We start from the raw sequence: 17,398 nt of genomic DNA on the forward strand, positions 1-17,398 counted from the left end.
CGTGCTCTTTGACCGCGGCTCGATGAGGCGCCACGGAGGCGAAGAAGATGAATAGCAACGAATTCCGCGAGTGGTCGCTGCGAGCGGCTGAATGGGGCGTCGACTACAGAAACAGCCTTCGCGAAAGACCGGTGCGGCCGCTTGTCGAGCCGGGCGAAATCTTCAAAAGCATCGATGCCGCGCCGCCGGAAGACGGCGAAACGATGCAGGCAATCTTCGCCGATTTCGAACAAAAGATATTGCCGGGCATGACGCACTGGCAGCATCCGCGTTTCTTCGCCTATTTCCCGGCCAATGCGGCGCCGGTCTCCGTCGTGGCCGAGTATCTGGTTTCCGCGATGGCCGCGCAATGCATGCTCTGGCAGACCTCGCCGGCGGCAACCGAGCTCGAGACGCGGGTCGTCGATTGGATGCGGCAGGCGCTTGGTTTGCCGGAGGGATTTTCCGGCGTCATGCAGGATTCGGCTTCATCGGCGACGCTTGCCGCCGTGCTGACCATGCGCGAGCGCGCGCTCGACTGGCAAGGCAACAAGAACGGCTTGCAAGGGCAGCCGGTCGTGCGGATCTATTCTTCCGACCAAGTCCATACTTCTATCGACCGGGCGATCTGGGTGTCGGGCATCGGCGAGGCGAACCTCGTGCGCATTCCGGTCGCCGGACGCTTCCGCGCCATGCAGACGACGGCTCTGGAAGCCGCGATCGTTACCGACCGCGAAAACGGCATGCTGCCGGCGGGCATCATCGCCAGCGTCGGCGGCACAAGTACCGGCGGCACCGACAACGTGGCGGCTGTTGCCGAGGTGGCGAAGCGGCACGGGCTCTACCTGCATGTCGATGCCGCATGGGCCGGCTCCGCCATGATCTGCCCCGAGTTCCGGCATTTCTGGACCGGCGCCGAAAATGCCGATTCCATCGTCTTCAACCCGCATAAATGGTTGGGGGCACAGTTCGATTGCTCGATGCAGTTCATCCGCCAGCCGAAAGACCTGGTCCGCACGCTGGCGATCAAGCCCGAATTCCTGAAAACGCATGGCCGCGACGGGGTCATCAACTACTCCGAATGGTCGGTGCCGCTCGGACGGAGGTTCCGCGCGCTGAAACTTTGGTTCCTGCTGCGTGCGCATGGCTTGGAAAATCTGCGGAACATGATCCGCAACCATGTCGCCTGGAGCGAGAGCCTCGCCGCGCGGCTGGCTCGGGAACCGGATTTCGAGATCGTCACGGAACCGATGCTGTCGCTATTCTCATTCCGCCATCTCGCGGCTGCGGGAATCGGCCTTGACGAGCACAATTTGCGGCTGGTCAACGCGATCAACGATGACGGCCGCATTTACCTGACGCAGACCCGGGTGGACGGGCAGGTGGCGATCCGCTTTCAGGTCGGGCAGTTCGAAACGACTGCGGCGGACGTCGATACTGCTTTCGAGGTCATCACTGAGATCGCGCGGGGGCTGAGTTGATACCCTCGTCGAGATTGCGCCGGAGCTTTTCTCTCTGCAGTCGCCCGATTTTCATTAGCCGGGCCCATACCTGTTCATGGCTTTCGTTTTCAGCTATAGACGAGAGAAACGAAAATGAGAGGTTGCTAGATGTATCTGTCGCCGCGTCATTCCGAAATCATCCAGATGGCCAAGGACCATGGCCGCGTACTGGTCGAGGAGCTGGCGACGCATTTCAACGTGACGCCGCAGACGATCCGCAAGGATCTCAACGATCTCTGCGACCAGCGGCTTTTGTCCCGCATCCATGGCGGGGCATTGTTCCCCTCCGGCATCGAGAACATGGAATATGAGGCTCGGCGCAAGATCGCCGCCGAGGAGAAGGAGGCGATCGGCCGCGCAGCAGCCCGGCTGATCCCCGACAACGCGTCTCTGTTCATCAATATCGGGACAACGACGGAAGCTGTCAGCAAGTCGCTGCTCGATCACAGCGGCCTGATGGTCATCACCAATAACATCAATGTTGCCAACAGGATGCGCATATATCCTTCGATCGAGGTCGTGATCGCCGGCGGTGTCGTGCGCGGTTCCGACGGCGGTGTGGTCGGCGAGGCAGCGGTCGATTTCATCAGGCAGTTCAAGGTCGATTTTGCGGTGATCGGCGCCTCGGCCATCGACCATGACGGCGCACTGCTCGACTTCGATTTTCGCGAGGTGAAGGTGGCTCAGGCGATCATCGCCAACGCCCGACATGTGATCCTGGTGTCGGACCAGACCAAATTCGAGCGCACCGCGCCCGTCCGCATCGGCCATCTGTCGCAGGTCAACACCTTTATCACCGATCGTTGCGACATCCCGTCGGTGCGTAAGATCTGCCAGGAGGCAGAAGTTCAGCTGATCGAAACGTCGCTCTCCTAGAGATGCCGTAGCGGCATCTTCCGCCCATCATATTTCGTTTGACATTCGTTATCATTTCGAAATAATCCCTCTACGGTTTCGCAAGAACCCAAAAATGCTGCAATGCGAAATCGAGGGAGGATTCTTTGAGCGCATCACCGATTCATGACATTTTCGTCATCGGTGGCGGCATCAATGGCTGCGGCATCGCCCGCGATGCCGTTGGACGTGGCTTTTCGGTTTTTCTTGCCGAGATGAACGATCTGGCCAGCGGGACCTCTTCCGGCTCGACCAAACTGATCCACGGCGGCTTGCGCTATCTCGAATTCTACGAATTCCGTCTGGTGCGCGAAGCGCTGATGGAACGCGAGGTCCTGTGGAGGAACGCGCCGCACATCATCTGGCCGATGCGCTTCGTGCTGCCATACGCCAAGGGACTGCGTCCGGCCTGGCTGATCCGGCTCGGGCTTTTCCTCTACGACCATATTGGCGGGCGCAAATTGCTGCCGCCGACGAAAACGCTGGACATGGCCAAGGATCCGGCCGGCAAGCCGCTGAAGCCGCTGTTTCGAAAGGCGTTCGAATATTCGGACGGTTGGGTCAACGATGCCCGGCTGGTTGTGTTGAACGCCCGCGACGCTGCCGAGCGCGGCGCAACCATTCGAACCCGAACAAAGGTCGTCAGCGCACGCCGCGAAGGCAATCTCTGGACGGTCAGGCTTGAAAATGTGCGGACCGGCGATACCGAGGAGGTCAAGGCGCGGCTGCTGGTCAATGCCGCCGGCCCGTGGGTCGATCAGGTGCTGTCGGCCACCGTCGGCTTGAACGACGTGCACAATGTCCGCCTCGTACAAGGCAGCCATATCGTCGTGGGCAAGAAATTCGACGACCCACGCGCCTATTTCTTTCAGAACAAGGACGGGCGCATCATTTTCGCCATCCCTTACGAGGACGAATTCACGCTCATCGGCACGACCGATCGTGACTATCCCGGCGATCCGCACAACGTCAGGATCAATGACGCCGAGATCGACTATCTCTGCGCTGCGGCAAGCGAATATTTCGCGCAGCCGGTCAAGCCGTCGGATATCGTCTGGACCTATTCCGCGGTGCGACCGCTCTACGACGATGGCGCCTCAAAGGCGCAGGAAGCCACCCGAGACTATGTGCTGAAGGCCGATGGAGGCGAGGGTGCCGCCCCGATCGTCAACGCCTTTGGCGGCAAGATCACGACCTACCGCCGATTGTCGGAATCGATGCTCGAGAAGATCGAGGGTTTTCTCGGCAAGCGCGGCAAACCATGGACGGCAAACGCGCCGCTGCCCGGCGGTGACTTTCCCGTCACCGGCTTCGATGCCGAGGTGGCGAAACTGAAAACGGCGTACCCGTTCCTCGACGCCCGGCTGGCCCGCCGGTTGACCCGGCTTTACGGCACCCGCGCAAGGAAGCTGCTGGGCCTCGCCAAGTCGAACGTCGATCTTGGCCGTAACTTCGGCGCCGATCTCTACGAAGCCGAGGTGCGCTACCTCGTCGAAAACGAATGGGCGATGACTGCCGAGGATGTATTGTGGCGCCGGACCAAGCGCGGCCTGCGTCTCAGCCGTGAGCAGGCGGCAGTGCTCGACGAGTTCATGCGCGGAATAAGCCGGCAGCACGTAGCGGCTGCCGAATAGGAACGGCCGACTGATGCAGAAAGCCTGGGAGGAGGCATCATGCTTGAACTGAGAAACGTGACGAAGACGGTGGGTGCGGCGGAACATATCCGCGACGTCTCGCTGACGCTTCAGCACGGCTCGCTCAACGTCCTGCTCGGGCCGACGCTCTCCGGCAAGACCAGCCTGATGCGGCTGATGGCGGGCCTCGACGTGCCGACCTCGGGCTCGGTCTGGTTCGATGGCAAGGATGTCACCGGCATGCCGGTGCAAAAGCGCAACGTCGCCATGGTCTACCAGCAATTCATCAATTATCCGGCGATGACGGTCTACGAAAACATCGCCTCACCGCTGCGGGTGGCCGGCACGGATCAGGCAACGATCGACAGGGAGGTGCGCAATGCCGCCGCCCTTCTCAAACTAACGCCCTATCTCGACCGGACGCCTCTCAGTCTGTCGGGCGGCCAGCAGCAGCGCACCGCGCTGGCCCGCGCCATCGTCAAGAATGCCAGCCTCGTGCTGCTCGACGAGCCGCTCGCCAATCTCGACTATAAGCTGCGTGAAGAATTACGCGCGGAACTGCCGAAAGTCTTCGCGGCCGCCGGTACAATCTTTGTTTATGCCACGACCGAGCCGCACGAGGCCTTGCTGCTCGGCGGCAACACGGCAACGCTTTCCGAGGGCAGCATCACCCAGTTCGGGCCGACCATCGAAGTGTTCCGCAAACCGGTCGATCTGGTGACGGCGAGAACCTTCGCCGATCCGCCGCTCAACACCATCGTGCTTGCCAAGAAGGGCCTGGATTTCCTGCTCGAGGGCGGCGTGAAATTGCCGGTGCCGGCGGAACTCTTCGGCATCGCCGATGCGATCTATACGATCGGCTTCCAGCCGCATCATCTGTCCCTCGATCGGCCCAACGCCGCCGCAGTGCCGGTGCGCGCAAAGGTGACGATCACTGAGATCACCGGATCGGAAAGCTTCATCCATCTCGATTTTGCCGATGCGCGCTGGGTCATGCTGACCCACGGCATTCGCGACTTCGAGCCGGACGAGGAGGTCGAGGTGTTCATCGACCCGCGCCACATCATGGTCTTCGACGAGCACGGCCGCGCGATGGCCGCGCCGAAGCTGGCGGCTTAGGAGGAAGCGATGGCGCGCATCGATGTCAATCATATCCGCCACTCCTATCTGCAGAACCCGCGCACGGATGCCGATTTCGCGCTGAAGGAAGTGCACCACACGTTCGAGGATGGCGGCGCTTATGCGCTGCTCGGCCCATCCGGCTGCGGCAAGACCACGCTGCTCAACATCATTTCGGGATTGCTGCATCCCTCGCATGGCCAACTGCTGTTCAACGGCAGGGACGTGACCAATCTGTCGACCCAAGAGCGCAACATTGCGCAGGTCTTCCAGTTCCCGGTGATCTACGACACGATGACCGTCTACGACAATCTGGCATTCCCGCTGCGCAATCGCGGCGTGCCGGAGGCCGACGTCGACCGCAAGGTGCGCGAGACGCTGGAGATGACCGGGCTGGCCGATATGGCCAAACGAAAGGCGCGCGGACTGACCGCCGACCAGAAGCAGAAAATCTCGCTCGGACGCGGGCTGGTGCGCTCCGACGTCAATGCCATCCTGTTCGACGAGCCTTTGACCGTCATCGACCCGCATATGAAATGGGTGCTGCGCTCGCAGTTGAAGCAGCTTCACCGCCGCTTCGGCTACACCATGGTCTATGTCACGCACGACCAGACCGAGGCGTTGACCTTCGCCGACAGGGTGGTCGTCATGTATGACGGCGAAATCGTGCAGATCGGCACACCGGCGGAGCTGTTCGAGCGCCCGCGCCACACCTTTGTCGGCTATTTCATCGGCTCGCCCGGCATGAATGTCATGCCGGTGGCGATCGACGGCAAGACAGCGAAGCTGGGCTTGCAGCAGATCGAACTGCCGGGCGTGCCCAAGGCGGGCGGCGGCGCCATCGAGCTCGGCATCCGTCCCGAATATGTGCGCCTGGGCAGCCAGGGCATGGCCGTCCGGGTCAGCAAGGTCGAGGACGTCGGCCGCCACAAGGTGGTCCGTGCCAATCTCGAAGGACGCGAGATCGCCGCCGTCATCGGCGAGGACGAGACAGTTCCGGCTGATCCGAAGGTGCGGTTCGACCCGGCCGGCATCAACATCTATGCCGATTCCTGGCGCGTCGAGATGGGAGCCTGAAGTGGAAAAGACCTGGAACAACAGAGCCTGGTTCCTGGTGCTGCCGGTGCTGCTGCTGGTGGCGTTCTCGGCGGTCATACCGCTGATGACGGTCGTCAATTATTCGGTGCAGGACACTTTCGGCAATAACGTCTTCTTCTGGGCCGGCACGGAATGGTTCGAGGAACTGCTTTCCTCCAGCCGCTTCTGGCAGGCGATGATCCGCAACCTTGTCTTCTCCTTCATCATCCTGGCGATCGAAGTGCCGCTCGGCATCTTCATTGCGCTCAATATGCCGAAGAAGGGTTGGGGCGTGCCTGTTTGCCTTGTTTTGATGGCGTTGCCGCTGCTGATCCCGTGGAACGTCGTCGGCACCATCTGGCAGGTGTTCGGGCGCAACGACATTGGCCTGCTCGGCTATTACGTCAACGCGCTCGGCATCGACTATAATTATGTGCAAGACCCATATGACGCCTGGGTCACGGTCATCATCATGGACGTCTGGCATTGGACCAGCCTCGTCGTTCTGCTCTGCTATGCCGGCCTGGTCTCGATCCCGGATGCCTTTTATCAGGCGGCCAAGATCGACGGTGCCTCGCGCTGGGCGGTGTTCCGTTACATCCAGCTGCCGAAGATGAACCGCGTGCTGCTGATCGCCGTGCTGCTGCGCTTTATGGATAGCTTCATGATCTACACCGAACCGTTCGTGGTGACCGGCGGCGGACCCGGCAACTCGACGACCTTTCTTTCGATCGATCTCGTCAAGACGGCGCTCGGCCAGTTCGACCTCGGCCCGGCGGCGGCGATGTCGCTGGTCTACTTCCTTATCGTCCTGTTGTTGTCATGGGTGTTCTACACCGTGATGACCAATTACGACGCGGAGCGCTGAGATGAGCCGCGCTGACGAAAGAGCCGACAGAGTGAGCGAGACGACAGCTTCGGAAGGGCTTGCCAGCACGCTACGGCAGGACGAGATCGCACGGCTGATGCGCCGTCGCGGCGAGGAGTCGCGCTGGTGGTGGATCGTGCCGACGCTCTACATCATCGTTCTGCTTTTGCCGATCTACTGGCTCATCAATATGAGCTTCAAGACCAATGGCGAGATCGTCTCGTCGCTGACGCTCTACCCGCACGCACCGACATTGGCGAATTACCGCACCATCTTCACCGACGCGTCCTGGTACTCTGGCTACATCAACTCGATCACCTATGTGGTTATGAACATGGTGATTTCGGTGGCTGCGGCACTGCCTGCTGCCTATGCCTTTTCGCGCTATCGCTTCCTCGGCGACAAGCATCTGTTCTTCTGGCTGCTGACCAACCGTATGGCGCCGCCGGCGGTGTTCGCGCTGCCATTCTTCCAGCTTTATTCGGCCTTCGGCCTTATCGACACCCACATCGCCGTGGCTCTGGCGCATTGCCTGTTCAACGTGCCGCTGGCGGTGTGGATCCTCGAAGGCTTCATGTCGGGCGTACCCAAGGAGATCGACGAGACCGCCTATATTGACGGCTATTCGTTCCCACGCTTCTTCATCAAGATCTTCATGCCGCTGATTGCGAGCGGCATCGGCGTGGCGTGCTTCTTCTGCTTCATGTTCTCGTGGGTGGAGCTCTTGATCGCCCGTACGCTGACGACAACCGATGCCAAGCCGATCGCCGCGACCATGACCCGCACCGTTTCGGCCGCCGGCATGGATTGGGGGCTGCTCGCCGCAGCCGGCGTGCTGACGCTGATTCCCGGCGCGCTCGTCATCTGGTTTGTGCGCAACTACATCGCCAAGGGCTTTGCCCTGGGGAGGGTATGATGGAGCAGGTCGACAGAAGCCCATGGTGGTGGGCCGTGCTGCTTCTCGCCCTGGTCGTCGTGGCCTGGGTGGCACTTCAAATCGATTTCGTGGCAATAACGGTGGGCTTCAGCGATCCGGCCAATATCCGCCTGTGGGGATTTAACCTCTCGTCCAACCTCGATTTTTCGTGGATGGCCTGGACGTGGCCGACCGCGGCCTTCTTTGGAACCATCTTTCTGCTGCTTTGCGGCATGGCGGCGTGGGAATACGTCTCGCCGGGCGGCAATCCGCGCGTCGGCGTGCTGCGGTTCGAAACGACGCGTGGCGACCGCCTGTTCCTGTCGCTGCTTGGCAGCGCCTTTATCCATCTCGCTTGGCTGGGTCTAGTCGGACCCAATCTGTGGTGGGCTCTCGCTCTCTCCGTGGTCTACGCCGTCGGCGTGTTCCGCTACGTATAGAGGGGGAAACTGTTGGAACGGCGGCGTGCCGGCCGCCGATCCAGATCGCACTTTGAACTTTAACAGTGGAGGAAATACATGCGACGGCAATTCTTGACATCAACAACTGCGCTTGTCCTGTTGCTCGGGGCAAGCAATGCCTATGCCGGAATGGACGAGGCCAAGGCCTTCCTCGATAAGGAAATCGGGCCCCTTTCGACGCTTTCGCGCGCCGACCAGGAAGCCGAGATGCAATGGTTCATCGATGCCGCGAAACCTTTCGCCGGCATGGATATCAAGGTGGTTTCCGAAACCATCGCCACGCATCAGTATGAATCGCAGGTGCTGGCGCCGGCCTTTACGGCCATCACCGGCATCAAGGTTACGCATGACGTCATCCAGGAAGGCGACGTCGTCGAGAAGATCCAGACCCAGATGCAGACCGGCCAGAACCTCTATGACGGCTGGGTCAACGATTCCGATCTGATCGGCACGCACTGGCGCTACCAGCAGGTGCGCAACCTGACCGACTGGATGGCAGGCGACGGCAAGGATGTCACCAACCCGAATCTCGACCTGAAGGATTTCATCGGCACTTCGTTCACCACCGCGCCCGACAAGAAGCTCTACCAGCTTCCCGACCAGCAGTTCGCGAACCTCTACTGGTTCCGGTACGACTGGTTCAACGACGAGAAGAACAAGGCGGACTTCAAGGCCAAATACGGCTACGACCTCGGCGTGCCGGTCAATTGGTCGGCCTATGAGGACATCGCCGAGTTCTTCACCGGGCGTGAGATCGATGGCAAGAAGGTCTACGGCCATATGGATTATGGCAAGAAGGACCCGTCGCTCGGCTGGCGGTTCACCGACGCCTGGCTGTCGATGGCCGGCAATGGCGACAAGGGCATTCCGAACGGTCTGCCCGTCGACGAATGGGGCATCAAGGTCGACGAGAATTCGCGTCCGGTCGGTTCCTGCACGGCGCGCGGCGGCGACACCAATGGCCCGGCTTCCGTCTACGCCATCCAGAAGTACCTCGATTGGCTGAAGGCCTATGCACCGGCGGAAGCCCAAGGCATGACCTTCTCCGAATCGGGGCCGGTGCCGGCGCAGGGCGCGGTTGCCCAGCAGATCTTCTGGTATACCGCCTTCACCGCTAGCATGGTCGACGCCAGCGCCAAGGCGGTGCTGAACGACGACGGCACGCCGAAGTGGCGCATGGCGCCGTCGCCGCATGGCGTCTACTGGAAGGACGGCATGAAGCTTGGCTATCAGGACGTCGGTTCCTGGACGCTGATGAAGTCGACGCCGACCGACCGCGCCAAGGCCGCCTGGCTCTACGCGCAGTTCGTCACCTCGAAGACGGTCGACGTGAAGAAGAGCCATGTCGGTCTGACCTTCATCCGCGAGAGCACGATCCACGACAAGAGCTTCACCGAACGTGCGCCAAAGCTCGGCGGCTTGATCGAGTTCTACCGCTCGCCGGCGCGCGTCCAGTGGTCGCCGACCGGCACCAACGTGCCGGATTATCCGAAGCTGGCGCAGCTCTGGTGGCAGGCGATCGGCGATGCCTCGTCGGGTGCCAAGAGCGCGCAGGAAGCGATGGACTCGCTCTGCGCCGAGCAGGAAAAGGTGATGAGCCGCATCGAGAAGTCGGGCGTCCAGGGCGATATTGGCCCGAAGATGGCCGAAGAGCATGACCTCGCCTACTGGAATGCGGACGCGGTCAAGAAGGGCAATCTCGCTCCTCAGCTCAAGATCGAGAACGAGAAGGAAAAGCCGGTCACCATCAACTACGACGAGCTGGTGAAGAGCTGGCAGCAATAGGACCGTTTGATGCGGGCGTCCGCGCCCGCATCGCCATGCTCAGGGGAGGCGGCATGTTGCCGTCTCCCCTGTTTGCGTGAACGGCTCCGCGCCATCCGGGGTCGAGACATCGCAGCACCTTTGAACTCGCTTCGACGGGAGAGAGAATGACCGGATATATCCTTGCAATCGACCAAGGGACGACATCGAGCCGGGCGATCCTGTTCGACGACAAGATGATGGTCGTCGGCAGCGGGCAAAAGGAATTCACCCAATATTATCCGGCCTCCGGCTGGGTCGAGCACGATCCCGAGGAGATATGGGCAAGCGTCGTGGAAACGGTGAAGGCCGGGCTGAAGACAGCCGGCCGCAACGCAGCGGAAGTCGCCGCGATCGGCATCACCAACCAGCGCGAAACGGTCGTCATCTGGGACAAGGAGACCGGCAAGCCGATCCACAACGCGATTGTCTGGCAGGATCGTCGCACCGCGCCGCTATGCCAGAAACTGAAGAAGCTGGGGCTGGAGAAGAAATTCACGAAAAAGACCGGCCTGCTGCTCGATCCCTATTTCTCCGGCACCAAGATCGCCTGGATGCTGGACAAGGTGAAGGGCGCCAGAAAACGCGCCGAGAAGGGCGAACTGCTGGCCGGCACCATCGACAGTTTCCTGATTTGGCGCCTGACTGGCGGCAAGGTCCACGCCACTGACGCCACCAACGCCTCGCGCACACTGGTCTACAACATCGAACAAAACGCCTGGGACGACGAGCTGCTGGCCATTCTTGGCATACCTGCAAGAATGCTGCCGCAGGTGAAAGATTGTGCCGATGATTTTGGAATCACCGACAAAAGCCTGTTTGGTGCACAGATCAGAATCCTCGGTGTGGCCGGCGACCAGCATGCGGCGGCGATCGGCCAAGCCTGTTTCGAGCCAGGCATGATGAAATCCACCTACGGCACCGGTTGCTTCGCGCTGCTCAACACCGGCAGCGATCTGGTTCGTTCGAAGAACCGGCTTTTGACCACCATCGCCTACAGGCTGAACGGCAAGACCACCTACGCTCTGGAAGGCTCGATCTTTATCGCGGGCGCCGCCGTGCAATGGCTGCGCGACGGCATCAAGGTAATCGGCAAGGCCGAGCATAGCGGCAAATTGGCAGCGGAAGCCGATCCGACGCAGAACGTCTATCTGGTGCCTGCTTTCGTCGGGCTCGGCGCGCCCCATTGGGATGCCGAAGCGCGCGGCGCCATCTTCGGGCTGACCCGCAATTCGGGGCCGGCGGAATTTGCCCGCGCGGCACTGGAATCCGTTGCGTTCCAAACACGCGACCTGCTTGACGCCATGCGCAAGGACTGGAAGGCCGCCTCGGCCAAGACCGTGCTCAGGGTCGATGGCGGCATGGTGGCGTCGGACTGGACCATGCAGCGGCTGGCCGACATTCTCGATGCGCCGGTAGACCGGCCGACAATTCTCGAGACGACCGCGCTTGGTGCGGCATGGCTGGCCGGCTCGAAGGCGGGTGTCTGGCCGAAGGCGCGGGAATTCGCCAGGAGTTGGGCGCTCGAGCGCCGGTTCAAGCCGGACATGGATGCTTCGACACGTGCCGCCAAGCTGGCCGGTTGGCGCCACGCTGTGCGCAGGACGCTAAGTACGCAATAGGCAGGGATGCCCCGATGCCCCGGGATTCGCACTAATGAAAAACCCGCGCCGTTTCGGGCGCGGGCTTGCAGCCTCTAATCTGGGACTCAGTAAGGCGACCGGCACTGCCGGCGCGGACCGTAGTTGGGCTGGTAAGTGTTGTCAGAAGCGCGATAGCTCCGATAACGGTCATAGCACCACTGCACGTGGGCATCGCCACGATACACACGATTCTGGTTGACGATCGCGCCGGTAATCAGCGCTCCGGTAGCAAACGCAGCCAGCGGGAACCAGAAATCGCCGTGACGGCGATAGCCGCGACGATATTCGCGATAGCCGCGATGGCCGCGCCAATACATGCCGTCGTCACGCGCAAAACTGCGCCGGGAGAAATCGCGACGCGAGAAATCGCGATTGAAACTCCGGTGCCTCCGCCACGGCTCGTACTGGACGGTCTGGACATTCGAGGTGAGCCCCGGGGCCGGGGGCGCATAGCTGGGCTGAGCGTTGACTGGCACGATCTCCGCTGCAGCGAATGAGATCGAAAGAGTGGTCGCCAGCAGGCCCGACATGATCCTATTCATGGTCTTCTCCTTGAAACGCATGTCCCTTATCGCGGGAAACGGGCAGGCTGCGCAAATTGTTCCGCCAAAAATCCCAAGTTGCTGATCCGCAAAGGTTCTTCCGATTCGTTGCTTGCGCTTGTCCCGCAAAGCGCGAGCTTCGGTCTTGCGCGAGAACGAGGCCGTTCCGTCGACGCCGAAGCGCTCCGCAAGGCATGATGACACTGCAGGACAGTCCGGTTTGCGAGCCGTCTTTTTCCGGTTGACCGGCAGAGGCACTCTCCCTATGTTCCGCGCAATTTCGAGGGCGGCCTTTCTGAGCCCGCGGGAGCGCGTAGCTCAGCCGGTAGAGCAACTGACTTTTAATCAGTAGGTCATGGGTTCGAATCCCATCGCGCTCACCAAAATCAAGATTGCCCAACCCGGAGACATAGGTAACAGATTGTACCTAAGACATGGGTGACAACCTCGTGCCGAACGCATGCAGTGGCTTTAGCCGCCCGCTCCATCGTCCATCATCGTGCCGGTGAGCGCCTCATAGGCTCTGCTGCACAGCTGTGAATGCGGACAATCCTTCACGATAAGCACTGGCGCCACGGTGAGAACTGCTGCGGCAAGGATTTGCAGGCAAGGACCGACGGCGCTTACCTTTCTGCCGAACACGCCGGCCAGGAAAAAGTAGAGACCCTGGGCCATGCAGGCTGCGGTCAGAATGCCCCGAAGCGTGCTGGTCGCTCTTGCGAAGGGCGTTATGTAGCCATCAGGAAAACCCAGCATGCCGAGATCGGCGGACCATTGCAGCGCCAGCATGACGCTCAGCGCTGACCAGATGAGGGCCGTCGTGCGAGTGAACAGCGTCTGCTTTGGTTTGTTGCTCGGATCGGCCATCGGGATCACGTCGGAATTGCGTGCCGGGACATGCGCAAGCTCTCGGTCAAATCAGCGAGACATTACCGCCGGCATGGCGCTCGAGCCGTCCGGCTAGGTCGAGCTCCAGCAGCACCATGAACACTTGAGCGGGATGCAGGCCGGTGTGGCGGATGATCTCGTCGACTGCCACTGGCGTCGGGCCGAGCGCCTCGACGACGCGGTCGCGGTCGTCCTCGCGCGGCGGCGGCGTTGCCGAAAAGTCGGGCGGCTCCTCAAGCGGCGATGTCCTTGGCGACCAGGCGCCGACCAGCGGGGCGATCGCACTGGTGATATCGGCGGCCTCGGTGACAAGGGTGGCGCCGTCCTTGAGCAGGCCATTGGCGCCGGCGGCGCGCGGATCGAGCGGCGAACCGGGAACGGCAAAGACCAGTCGGCCCATCTCGCCGGCAAGCCGGGCGCTGATCAGAGAGCCGGAGCGCTGTGCGGCCTCGACCACTACCAACCCTAATGCAGCACCCGCGACAAGCCGGTTGCGGCGCGGAAAATCCTGCGCGCGCGGCTGCCAGCCAAACGGCATTTCGGAAATGACGGCGCCGCCGCGCTCGGCGATCTCGTCGCACAGGCCGGCATTTTCGGGCGGGTAGGGCAAATCGAGGCCGCCGGCGAGCACGCCGATTGTGCCAGTCGCAAGGCTGCCCTGGTGCGCGGCCGTATCGATGCCGCGCGCCAGGCCGGAGACGATGCCATAGCCGTCGCGGCCGAGATCCGCCGCCAGCATCCGCGCCATCTTGATGCCGGCCAGCGATGCGTTGCGAGCGCCGACGATGGCGACCGCTGGCAAGCGGAACACCGCGCTATTGCCCCTGACCGCGAGCAGCGGCGGCGGATGATCCATGCTTTTCATCAGCGGCGGATAATCCGCTTCGCCGATGCCGACGAAGCGGGCGCCAGCCCGCCGGGCGGTCTCCAGCTCCGCCTCGGTCTCGGCAATGGACGGGATGCGGACGATTTTTTTGGCGCCACCCGAAATCATCAGCTCGGGCAGCATCGATAGCGCTGCTTCGGCCGAACCGAACCGGTTGATCAGGTCGCGAAAGGAAGCCGGGCCGACATTCGGCGTGCGGATCAGACGAAGCCAGCTCAGCCGCTGCCGGTCGCTGAGGCGCGGCCCGGCGTCGGGCTCGCTCACTCGTTGGCCCCGATCTTACCCTCGGTGCCGGCAAGCAGCCGCGCAATGTTGGCGCGGTGCTTTACGATGACGATTAGGCTCATCGCCGCGAAAAGCCCGGCAATCTGCGGCGTGCTCAGGAAATACAGCGCCATGGGCACCACGACTGCTGCCGTCAGTGCCGCAAGCGAGGAGAAGCGGAACAGGAAGGCCACCGCCAGCCAGACGACGGCGAAGATCAGCGCCGCCTGCCAGGCAAGGCCGATCAGCACGCCAAGGTAAGTGGCGACACCCTTGCCCCCCTTGAAGCCGAGCCAGACCGGAAAGAGATGACCTAAAAACGCGCCGAAGCCGGCCCAAAGTCCGAGCTCGGGCGCAAAGCGGCCTGCGATCAGCACCGCCGCGGTGCCTTTAAGGGCGTCGAGCAGAAGCGTGGCCGCGGCCAAGCTCTTGTTGCCGGTGCGCAGCACATTGGTGGCGCCGATGTTGCCGGAGCCGATGTTGCGCACGTCGCCGAGGCCGGCGGCACGGGTGATCAGCAGGCCAAACGGGATCGAGCCGAGAAGGTAGCCGAACACCAATGCCAAGACGGGACTGTAAGCCATTGTTCCCCCGAACTTTCCTTGGCTGAGCGGATTTTAAGCCGTGACGCCTGTTTTCGTCCTAGGCCGAAAACACTGTGCGGCCCGCCACCATCGTTTGCAAGACCTTGCCTTGCAGTCGTGCGCCTTCGAAACAGGTGTTTTTCGAGCGTGAGCGGATGCCGCTCTCGCTGACGACCCATGGCTCGTCCAGATCGACGAGCGAAAGGTCGGCCAATGCCCCCGGTTTCAGCGTGCCGCCGGGCAGGCCGAACAATCTTGCCGGCGCGGTCGAGAGTGTCTCGACCAGCCGGAGCAGCGTCAGGTCGCCATTGTGATAGAGCCGCAGCGCTGCGCCTAGCAGGGTTTCCAGGCCGATGGCGCCGGCCGCGGCATCGGCAAAGGGCAGGCGCTTGGTGTCGACGTCCTGCGGGTCGTGCGAGGAGACGATGAGATCGATGGTGCCGTCCTTGATCGCTTCGATCATCGCCAGCCGGTCTTCCTCCGCACGCAGCGGCGGCGTCAGCCGGAAGAAGGTGCGGTACTCGCCGACATCATTCTCGTTGAGCGACAGATTGTGGATCGACACGCCTGATGTGACATTGGCGCCATCGGCTTTCGCGCGCGCTACCGCGTTTGCCGCCATAGCCGTCGAAATCTTGGCAGCGTGATAGGCGCCGCCGGTCAGGCGAGCCAACGCGAGATCGCGCTCCAGGGGGATCGATTCGGCTTCGCGCGGAATGCCGGCAAGGCCAAGCCAGCTTGCGTAAAGGCCTTCGTTCATCACGCCGGCCGAAGCGAGGTCGGCGTCTTGGGTTTCATGCGCGATGACGCCACCGAAATCGCGCGCATAGGTCAGCGCGCGGCGCATCACCAGCGCGCTGGCAATCGAATGCCGGCCATCGGTGAAGGCGACCGCGCCGGCCTCGCGCAGCAGGCCGAATTCGGTCATTTCGCGGCCTTCCAGCCCCTTGGTGATCGCTGCTGCCGGCAAGATGTTGACGATTGCGGTGTCCTTGGCGGTGCGCAGCACGAACTCGACCAGTGCGACATTGTCGATCACCGGGTCGGTATCGGGCATCATGACGATTGAGGTGACGCCGCCGGCCGCCGCAGCGATGCTCGCCGAAGCAATGGTCTCCCGGTGTTCGCCGCCGGGTTCGCCGATGAAGACGCGCGCGTCGATCAATCCAGGGATGATAGTCTTGCCGGCGCAGTCGATGATGGTGGCGCCTTCGGGCGCGCCCTGATTCAAAGCCGCCTTGCCGGCGGCAACGATTTTGCGGCCTTCGACGATGACGGTGCCGACCTCATCGATGCCGCGCGACGGGTCGACGATGTGGGCCCGGCTGAAGACCGTTATGCTCATCAGGCGCGGCCCTCGTGGTTTCGACGGGGGTCGAGCAGCGCTTCCATAACCGCCATGCGCACGGCGACGCCCATCTCAACCTGTTCCTGGATAACGCTTTGCGGGCCGTCGGCGATCTCGGAGGCGATCTCGACGCCGCGGTTCATCGGGCCGGGATGCATGACCAGCGCACCGTCCTTGGCCGCCTTCAGCTTCTCCGCGTCGAGGCCGAAATAGCGGAAATATTCGCGTACCGACGGTACGAAAGCGCCTTCCATGCGTTCGCGCTGCAGGCGCAGCATCATCACCACGTCGGCGTCCTTCAGACCCTCGGCCATGGAACGGGTGACGATGACGCCCATCTTCTCGATGCCGGCGGGCAAAAGCGTCGAAGGGGCGACGACCCTGACCTGGGCACCAAGCGCGTTGAGCAGGATGATGTTGGACCGGGCCACGCGCGAATGCAGGATGTCGCCGCAGATCGCCACGATCAGCTTCGGCAACGGACCCTTGACGCGGCGGATGGTTAGTGCGTCGAGCAGCGCCTGGGTAGGGTGCTCATGGGCGCCGTCGCCGGCATTGACCACCGAACAGCCGACTTTTTGGGCAAGAAGTGCTGCCGCGCCGGCCGATTGATGGCGGATGATCAATATGTCGGGACGCATGGCATTCAGCGTCATCGCCGTATCGATCAGCGTCTCGCCCTTTTTCACCGACGAACTCGCTACGGACATGTTCATGACGTCGGCGCCGAGCCGTTTGCCGGCCAGCTCGAATGACGATTGCGTACGGGTCGAGGCTTCGTAGAAGAGATTGATCTGGGTGCGGCCGCGCAGCGTCGATGTCTTCTTGTCCGACTGCCGCGAGATGGCAACGGCCCTGTCCGCCCGGTCGAGCAGAAGCTCGATGTCGGCAGGGGAAAGATCGCGGATGCCCAGAAGATGGCGGTGGGGATAAAGCGGCAGGGACGATGCGTCGGTCATCTCAAGTCGCTGCTATAGGGGGGAGGCTCCG

At 62.1% G+C, this 17,398-nt stretch carries 16 protein-coding genes and 1 tRNA gene; 11 read left to right on the forward strand and 6 right to left on the reverse strand.

What is annotated here, in order from left to right:
- The first annotated feature begins 47 nt into the window (after window positions 1-47).
- The 10 genes from NKI16_RS04350 to glpK all read left to right on the forward strand — a co-directional run bounded on the left by NKI16_RS04350 (window position 48) and on the right by glpK (window position 11,875).
- A complete protein-coding gene (locus NKI16_RS04350; protein WP_023674888.1) occupies window positions 48-1,460 on the forward strand; it encodes a pyridoxal phosphate-dependent decarboxylase family protein in 1,413 nt (470 codons plus the stop codon).
- 129 nt (window positions 1,461-1,589) lie between these two features.
- The gene (locus NKI16_RS04355) at window positions 1,590-2,357 is read left to right on the forward strand and encodes a DeoR/GlpR family DNA-binding transcription regulator (RefSeq protein ID WP_023674889.1); all 768 of its coding nucleotides are present in this window, start codon (window positions 1,590-1,592) and stop codon (window positions 2,355-2,357) included.
- A gap of 125 nt (window positions 2,358-2,482) precedes the next feature.
- Window positions 2,483-4,009 carry a glycerol-3-phosphate dehydrogenase gene (gene glpD / locus NKI16_RS04360; protein WP_023674890.1) on the forward strand — a complete coding sequence of 509 codons (1,527 nt, stop codon included), beginning with the start codon at window positions 2,483-2,485 and terminating at the stop codon, window positions 4,007-4,009.
- Window positions 4,010-4,048: 39 nt separating this feature from the next.
- Window positions 4,049-5,128: an ABC transporter ATP-binding protein gene (locus NKI16_RS04365; protein ID WP_023674891.1), complete on the forward strand. Its 1,080-nt coding sequence runs from the start codon at window positions 4,049-4,051 to the stop codon at window positions 5,126-5,128.
- Between the two features lie 9 nt (window positions 5,129-5,137).
- Complete coding sequence (locus NKI16_RS04370) at window positions 5,138-6,205, forward strand: ABC transporter ATP-binding protein (RefSeq protein WP_352782842.1); 1,068 nt, start codon at window positions 5,138-5,140, stop codon at window positions 6,203-6,205.
- Window position 6,206: 1 nt separating this feature from the next.
- A complete protein-coding gene (locus tag NKI16_RS04375) occupies window positions 6,207-7,073 on the forward strand; it encodes a carbohydrate ABC transporter permease (RefSeq protein ID WP_023674893.1) in 867 nt (288 codons plus the stop codon).
- A 1-nt stretch (window position 7,074) separates the two neighbouring features.
- On the forward strand, window positions 7,075-7,989 hold the full coding sequence (locus tag NKI16_RS04380) for a carbohydrate ABC transporter permease (RefSeq protein WP_352523506.1): 915 nt from the start codon (window positions 7,075-7,077) through the stop codon (window positions 7,987-7,989).
- Between the two features lie 173 nt (window positions 7,990-8,162).
- Entirely contained in the window at window positions 8,163-8,429 is a 267-nt protein-coding gene (locus NKI16_RS04385; protein WP_031211283.1) for a DUF2160 domain-containing protein, read from the forward strand.
- A gap of 78 nt (window positions 8,430-8,507) precedes the next feature.
- Window positions 8,508-10,235 (forward strand): ABC transporter substrate-binding protein, encoded by a 1,728-nt coding sequence (locus NKI16_RS04390; protein WP_352471681.1) that lies wholly within the window; start codon window positions 8,508-8,510, stop codon window positions 10,233-10,235.
- Window positions 10,236-10,381: 146 nt separating this feature from the next.
- Window positions 10,382-11,875, forward strand: coding sequence for a glycerol kinase GlpK (gene glpK / locus NKI16_RS04395; protein WP_352622597.1), 1,494 nt, complete (start codon window positions 10,382-10,384; stop codon window positions 11,873-11,875).
- Between the two features lie 86 nt (window positions 11,876-11,961).
- Here the strand turns inward: glpK and NKI16_RS04400 are convergent, their stop codons facing one another.
- On the reverse strand, window positions 11,962-12,438 hold the full coding sequence (locus tag NKI16_RS04400) for a BA14K family protein (RefSeq protein WP_352593562.1): 477 nt from the start codon (window positions 12,436-12,438) through the stop codon (window positions 11,962-11,964).
- Between the two features lie 307 nt (window positions 12,439-12,745).
- Between NKI16_RS04400 and NKI16_RS04405 the strand changes: the two genes are divergently transcribed.
- Window positions 12,746-12,821, forward strand: a tRNA-Lys gene (locus NKI16_RS04405).
- Between the two features lie 88 nt (window positions 12,822-12,909).
- Here the strand turns inward: NKI16_RS04405 and NKI16_RS04410 are convergent.
- From NKI16_RS04410 to NKI16_RS04430, 5 genes are read right to left on the reverse strand one after another with little or no spacing between them, the layout of a single operon-like run.
- A complete protein-coding gene (locus tag NKI16_RS04410; protein WP_352455726.1) occupies window positions 12,910-13,305 on the reverse strand; it encodes a hypothetical protein in 396 nt (131 codons plus the stop codon).
- Window positions 13,306-13,351: 46 nt separating this feature from the next.
- A complete protein-coding gene (gene dprA, locus NKI16_RS04415; protein ID WP_352455727.1) occupies window positions 13,352-14,476 on the reverse strand; it encodes a DNA-processing protein DprA in 1,125 nt (374 codons plus the stop codon).
- Window positions 14,473-15,060, reverse strand: coding sequence for a glycerol-3-phosphate 1-O-acyltransferase PlsY (plsY, locus tag NKI16_RS04420; protein WP_023674901.1), 588 nt, complete (start codon window positions 15,058-15,060; stop codon window positions 14,473-14,475). Before plsY ends, dprA begins: the two co-directional genes overlap by 4 nt.
- A gap of 58 nt (window positions 15,061-15,118) precedes the next feature.
- The gene (locus NKI16_RS04425) at window positions 15,119-16,405 is read right to left on the reverse strand and encodes a dihydroorotase (RefSeq protein ID WP_352624904.1); all 1,287 of its coding nucleotides are present in this window, start codon (window positions 16,403-16,405) and stop codon (window positions 15,119-15,121) included.
- Window positions 16,405-17,367 (reverse strand): aspartate carbamoyltransferase catalytic subunit, encoded by a 963-nt coding sequence (locus NKI16_RS04430; RefSeq protein ID WP_023674903.1) that lies wholly within the window; start codon window positions 17,365-17,367, stop codon window positions 16,405-16,407. The genes NKI16_RS04425 and NKI16_RS04430 overlap by 1 nt, the downstream gene beginning before the upstream one ends.
- Between the last annotated feature and the right edge of the window lie 31 nt (window positions 17,368-17,398).

It is taken from the genome of Mesorhizobium sp. M0698 (assembly GCF_040320455.1).
Taxonomy (GTDB): domain Bacteria; phylum Pseudomonadota; class Alphaproteobacteria; order Rhizobiales; family Rhizobiaceae; genus Mesorhizobium.

Bases quoted from the DNA above. Each gene is read 5' to 3' on its own strand.
- NKI16_RS04380 (WP_352523506.1), top strand. From the start codon at position 7,075: ATGAGCCGCGCTGACGAAAGAGCCGACAGAGTGAGCGAGACGACAGCT.
- NKI16_RS04410 (WP_352455726.1), bottom strand. From the start codon at position 13,305: ATGGCCGATCCGAGCAACAAACCAAAGCAGACGCTGTTCACTCGCACG.
- NKI16_RS04430 (WP_023674903.1), bottom strand. From the start codon at position 17,367: ATGACCGACGCATCGTCCCTGCCGCTTTATCCCCACCGCCATCTTCTG.
- NKI16_RS04385 (WP_031211283.1), top strand. From the start codon at position 8,163: ATGGCCTGGACGTGGCCGACCGCGGCCTTCTTTGGAACCATCTTTCTG.
- NKI16_RS04355 (WP_023674889.1), top strand. From the start codon at position 1,590: ATGTATCTGTCGCCGCGTCATTCCGAAATCATCCAGATGGCCAAGGAC.
- NKI16_RS04350 (WP_023674888.1), top strand. From the start codon at position 48: ATGAATAGCAACGAATTCCGCGAGTGGTCGCTGCGAGCGGCTGAATGG.
- plsY (WP_023674901.1), bottom strand. From the start codon at position 15,060: ATGGCTTACAGTCCCGTCTTGGCATTGGTGTTCGGCTACCTTCTCGGC.
- NKI16_RS04425 (WP_352624904.1), bottom strand. From the start codon at position 16,405: ATGAGCATAACGGTCTTCAGCCGGGCCCACATCGTCGACCCGTCGCGC.
- NKI16_RS04390 (WP_352471681.1), top strand. From the start codon at position 8,508: ATGCGACGGCAATTCTTGACATCAACAACTGCGCTTGTCCTGTTGCTC.
- glpK (WP_352622597.1), top strand. From the start codon at position 10,382: ATGACCGGATATATCCTTGCAATCGACCAAGGGACGACATCGAGCCGG.
- NKI16_RS04365 (WP_023674891.1), top strand. From the start codon at position 4,049: ATGCTTGAACTGAGAAACGTGACGAAGACGGTGGGTGCGGCGGAACAT.
- NKI16_RS04400 (WP_352593562.1), bottom strand. From the start codon at position 12,438: ATGAATAGGATCATGTCGGGCCTGCTGGCGACCACTCTTTCGATCTCA.
- NKI16_RS04370 (WP_352782842.1), top strand. From the start codon at position 5,138: ATGGCGCGCATCGATGTCAATCATATCCGCCACTCCTATCTGCAGAAC.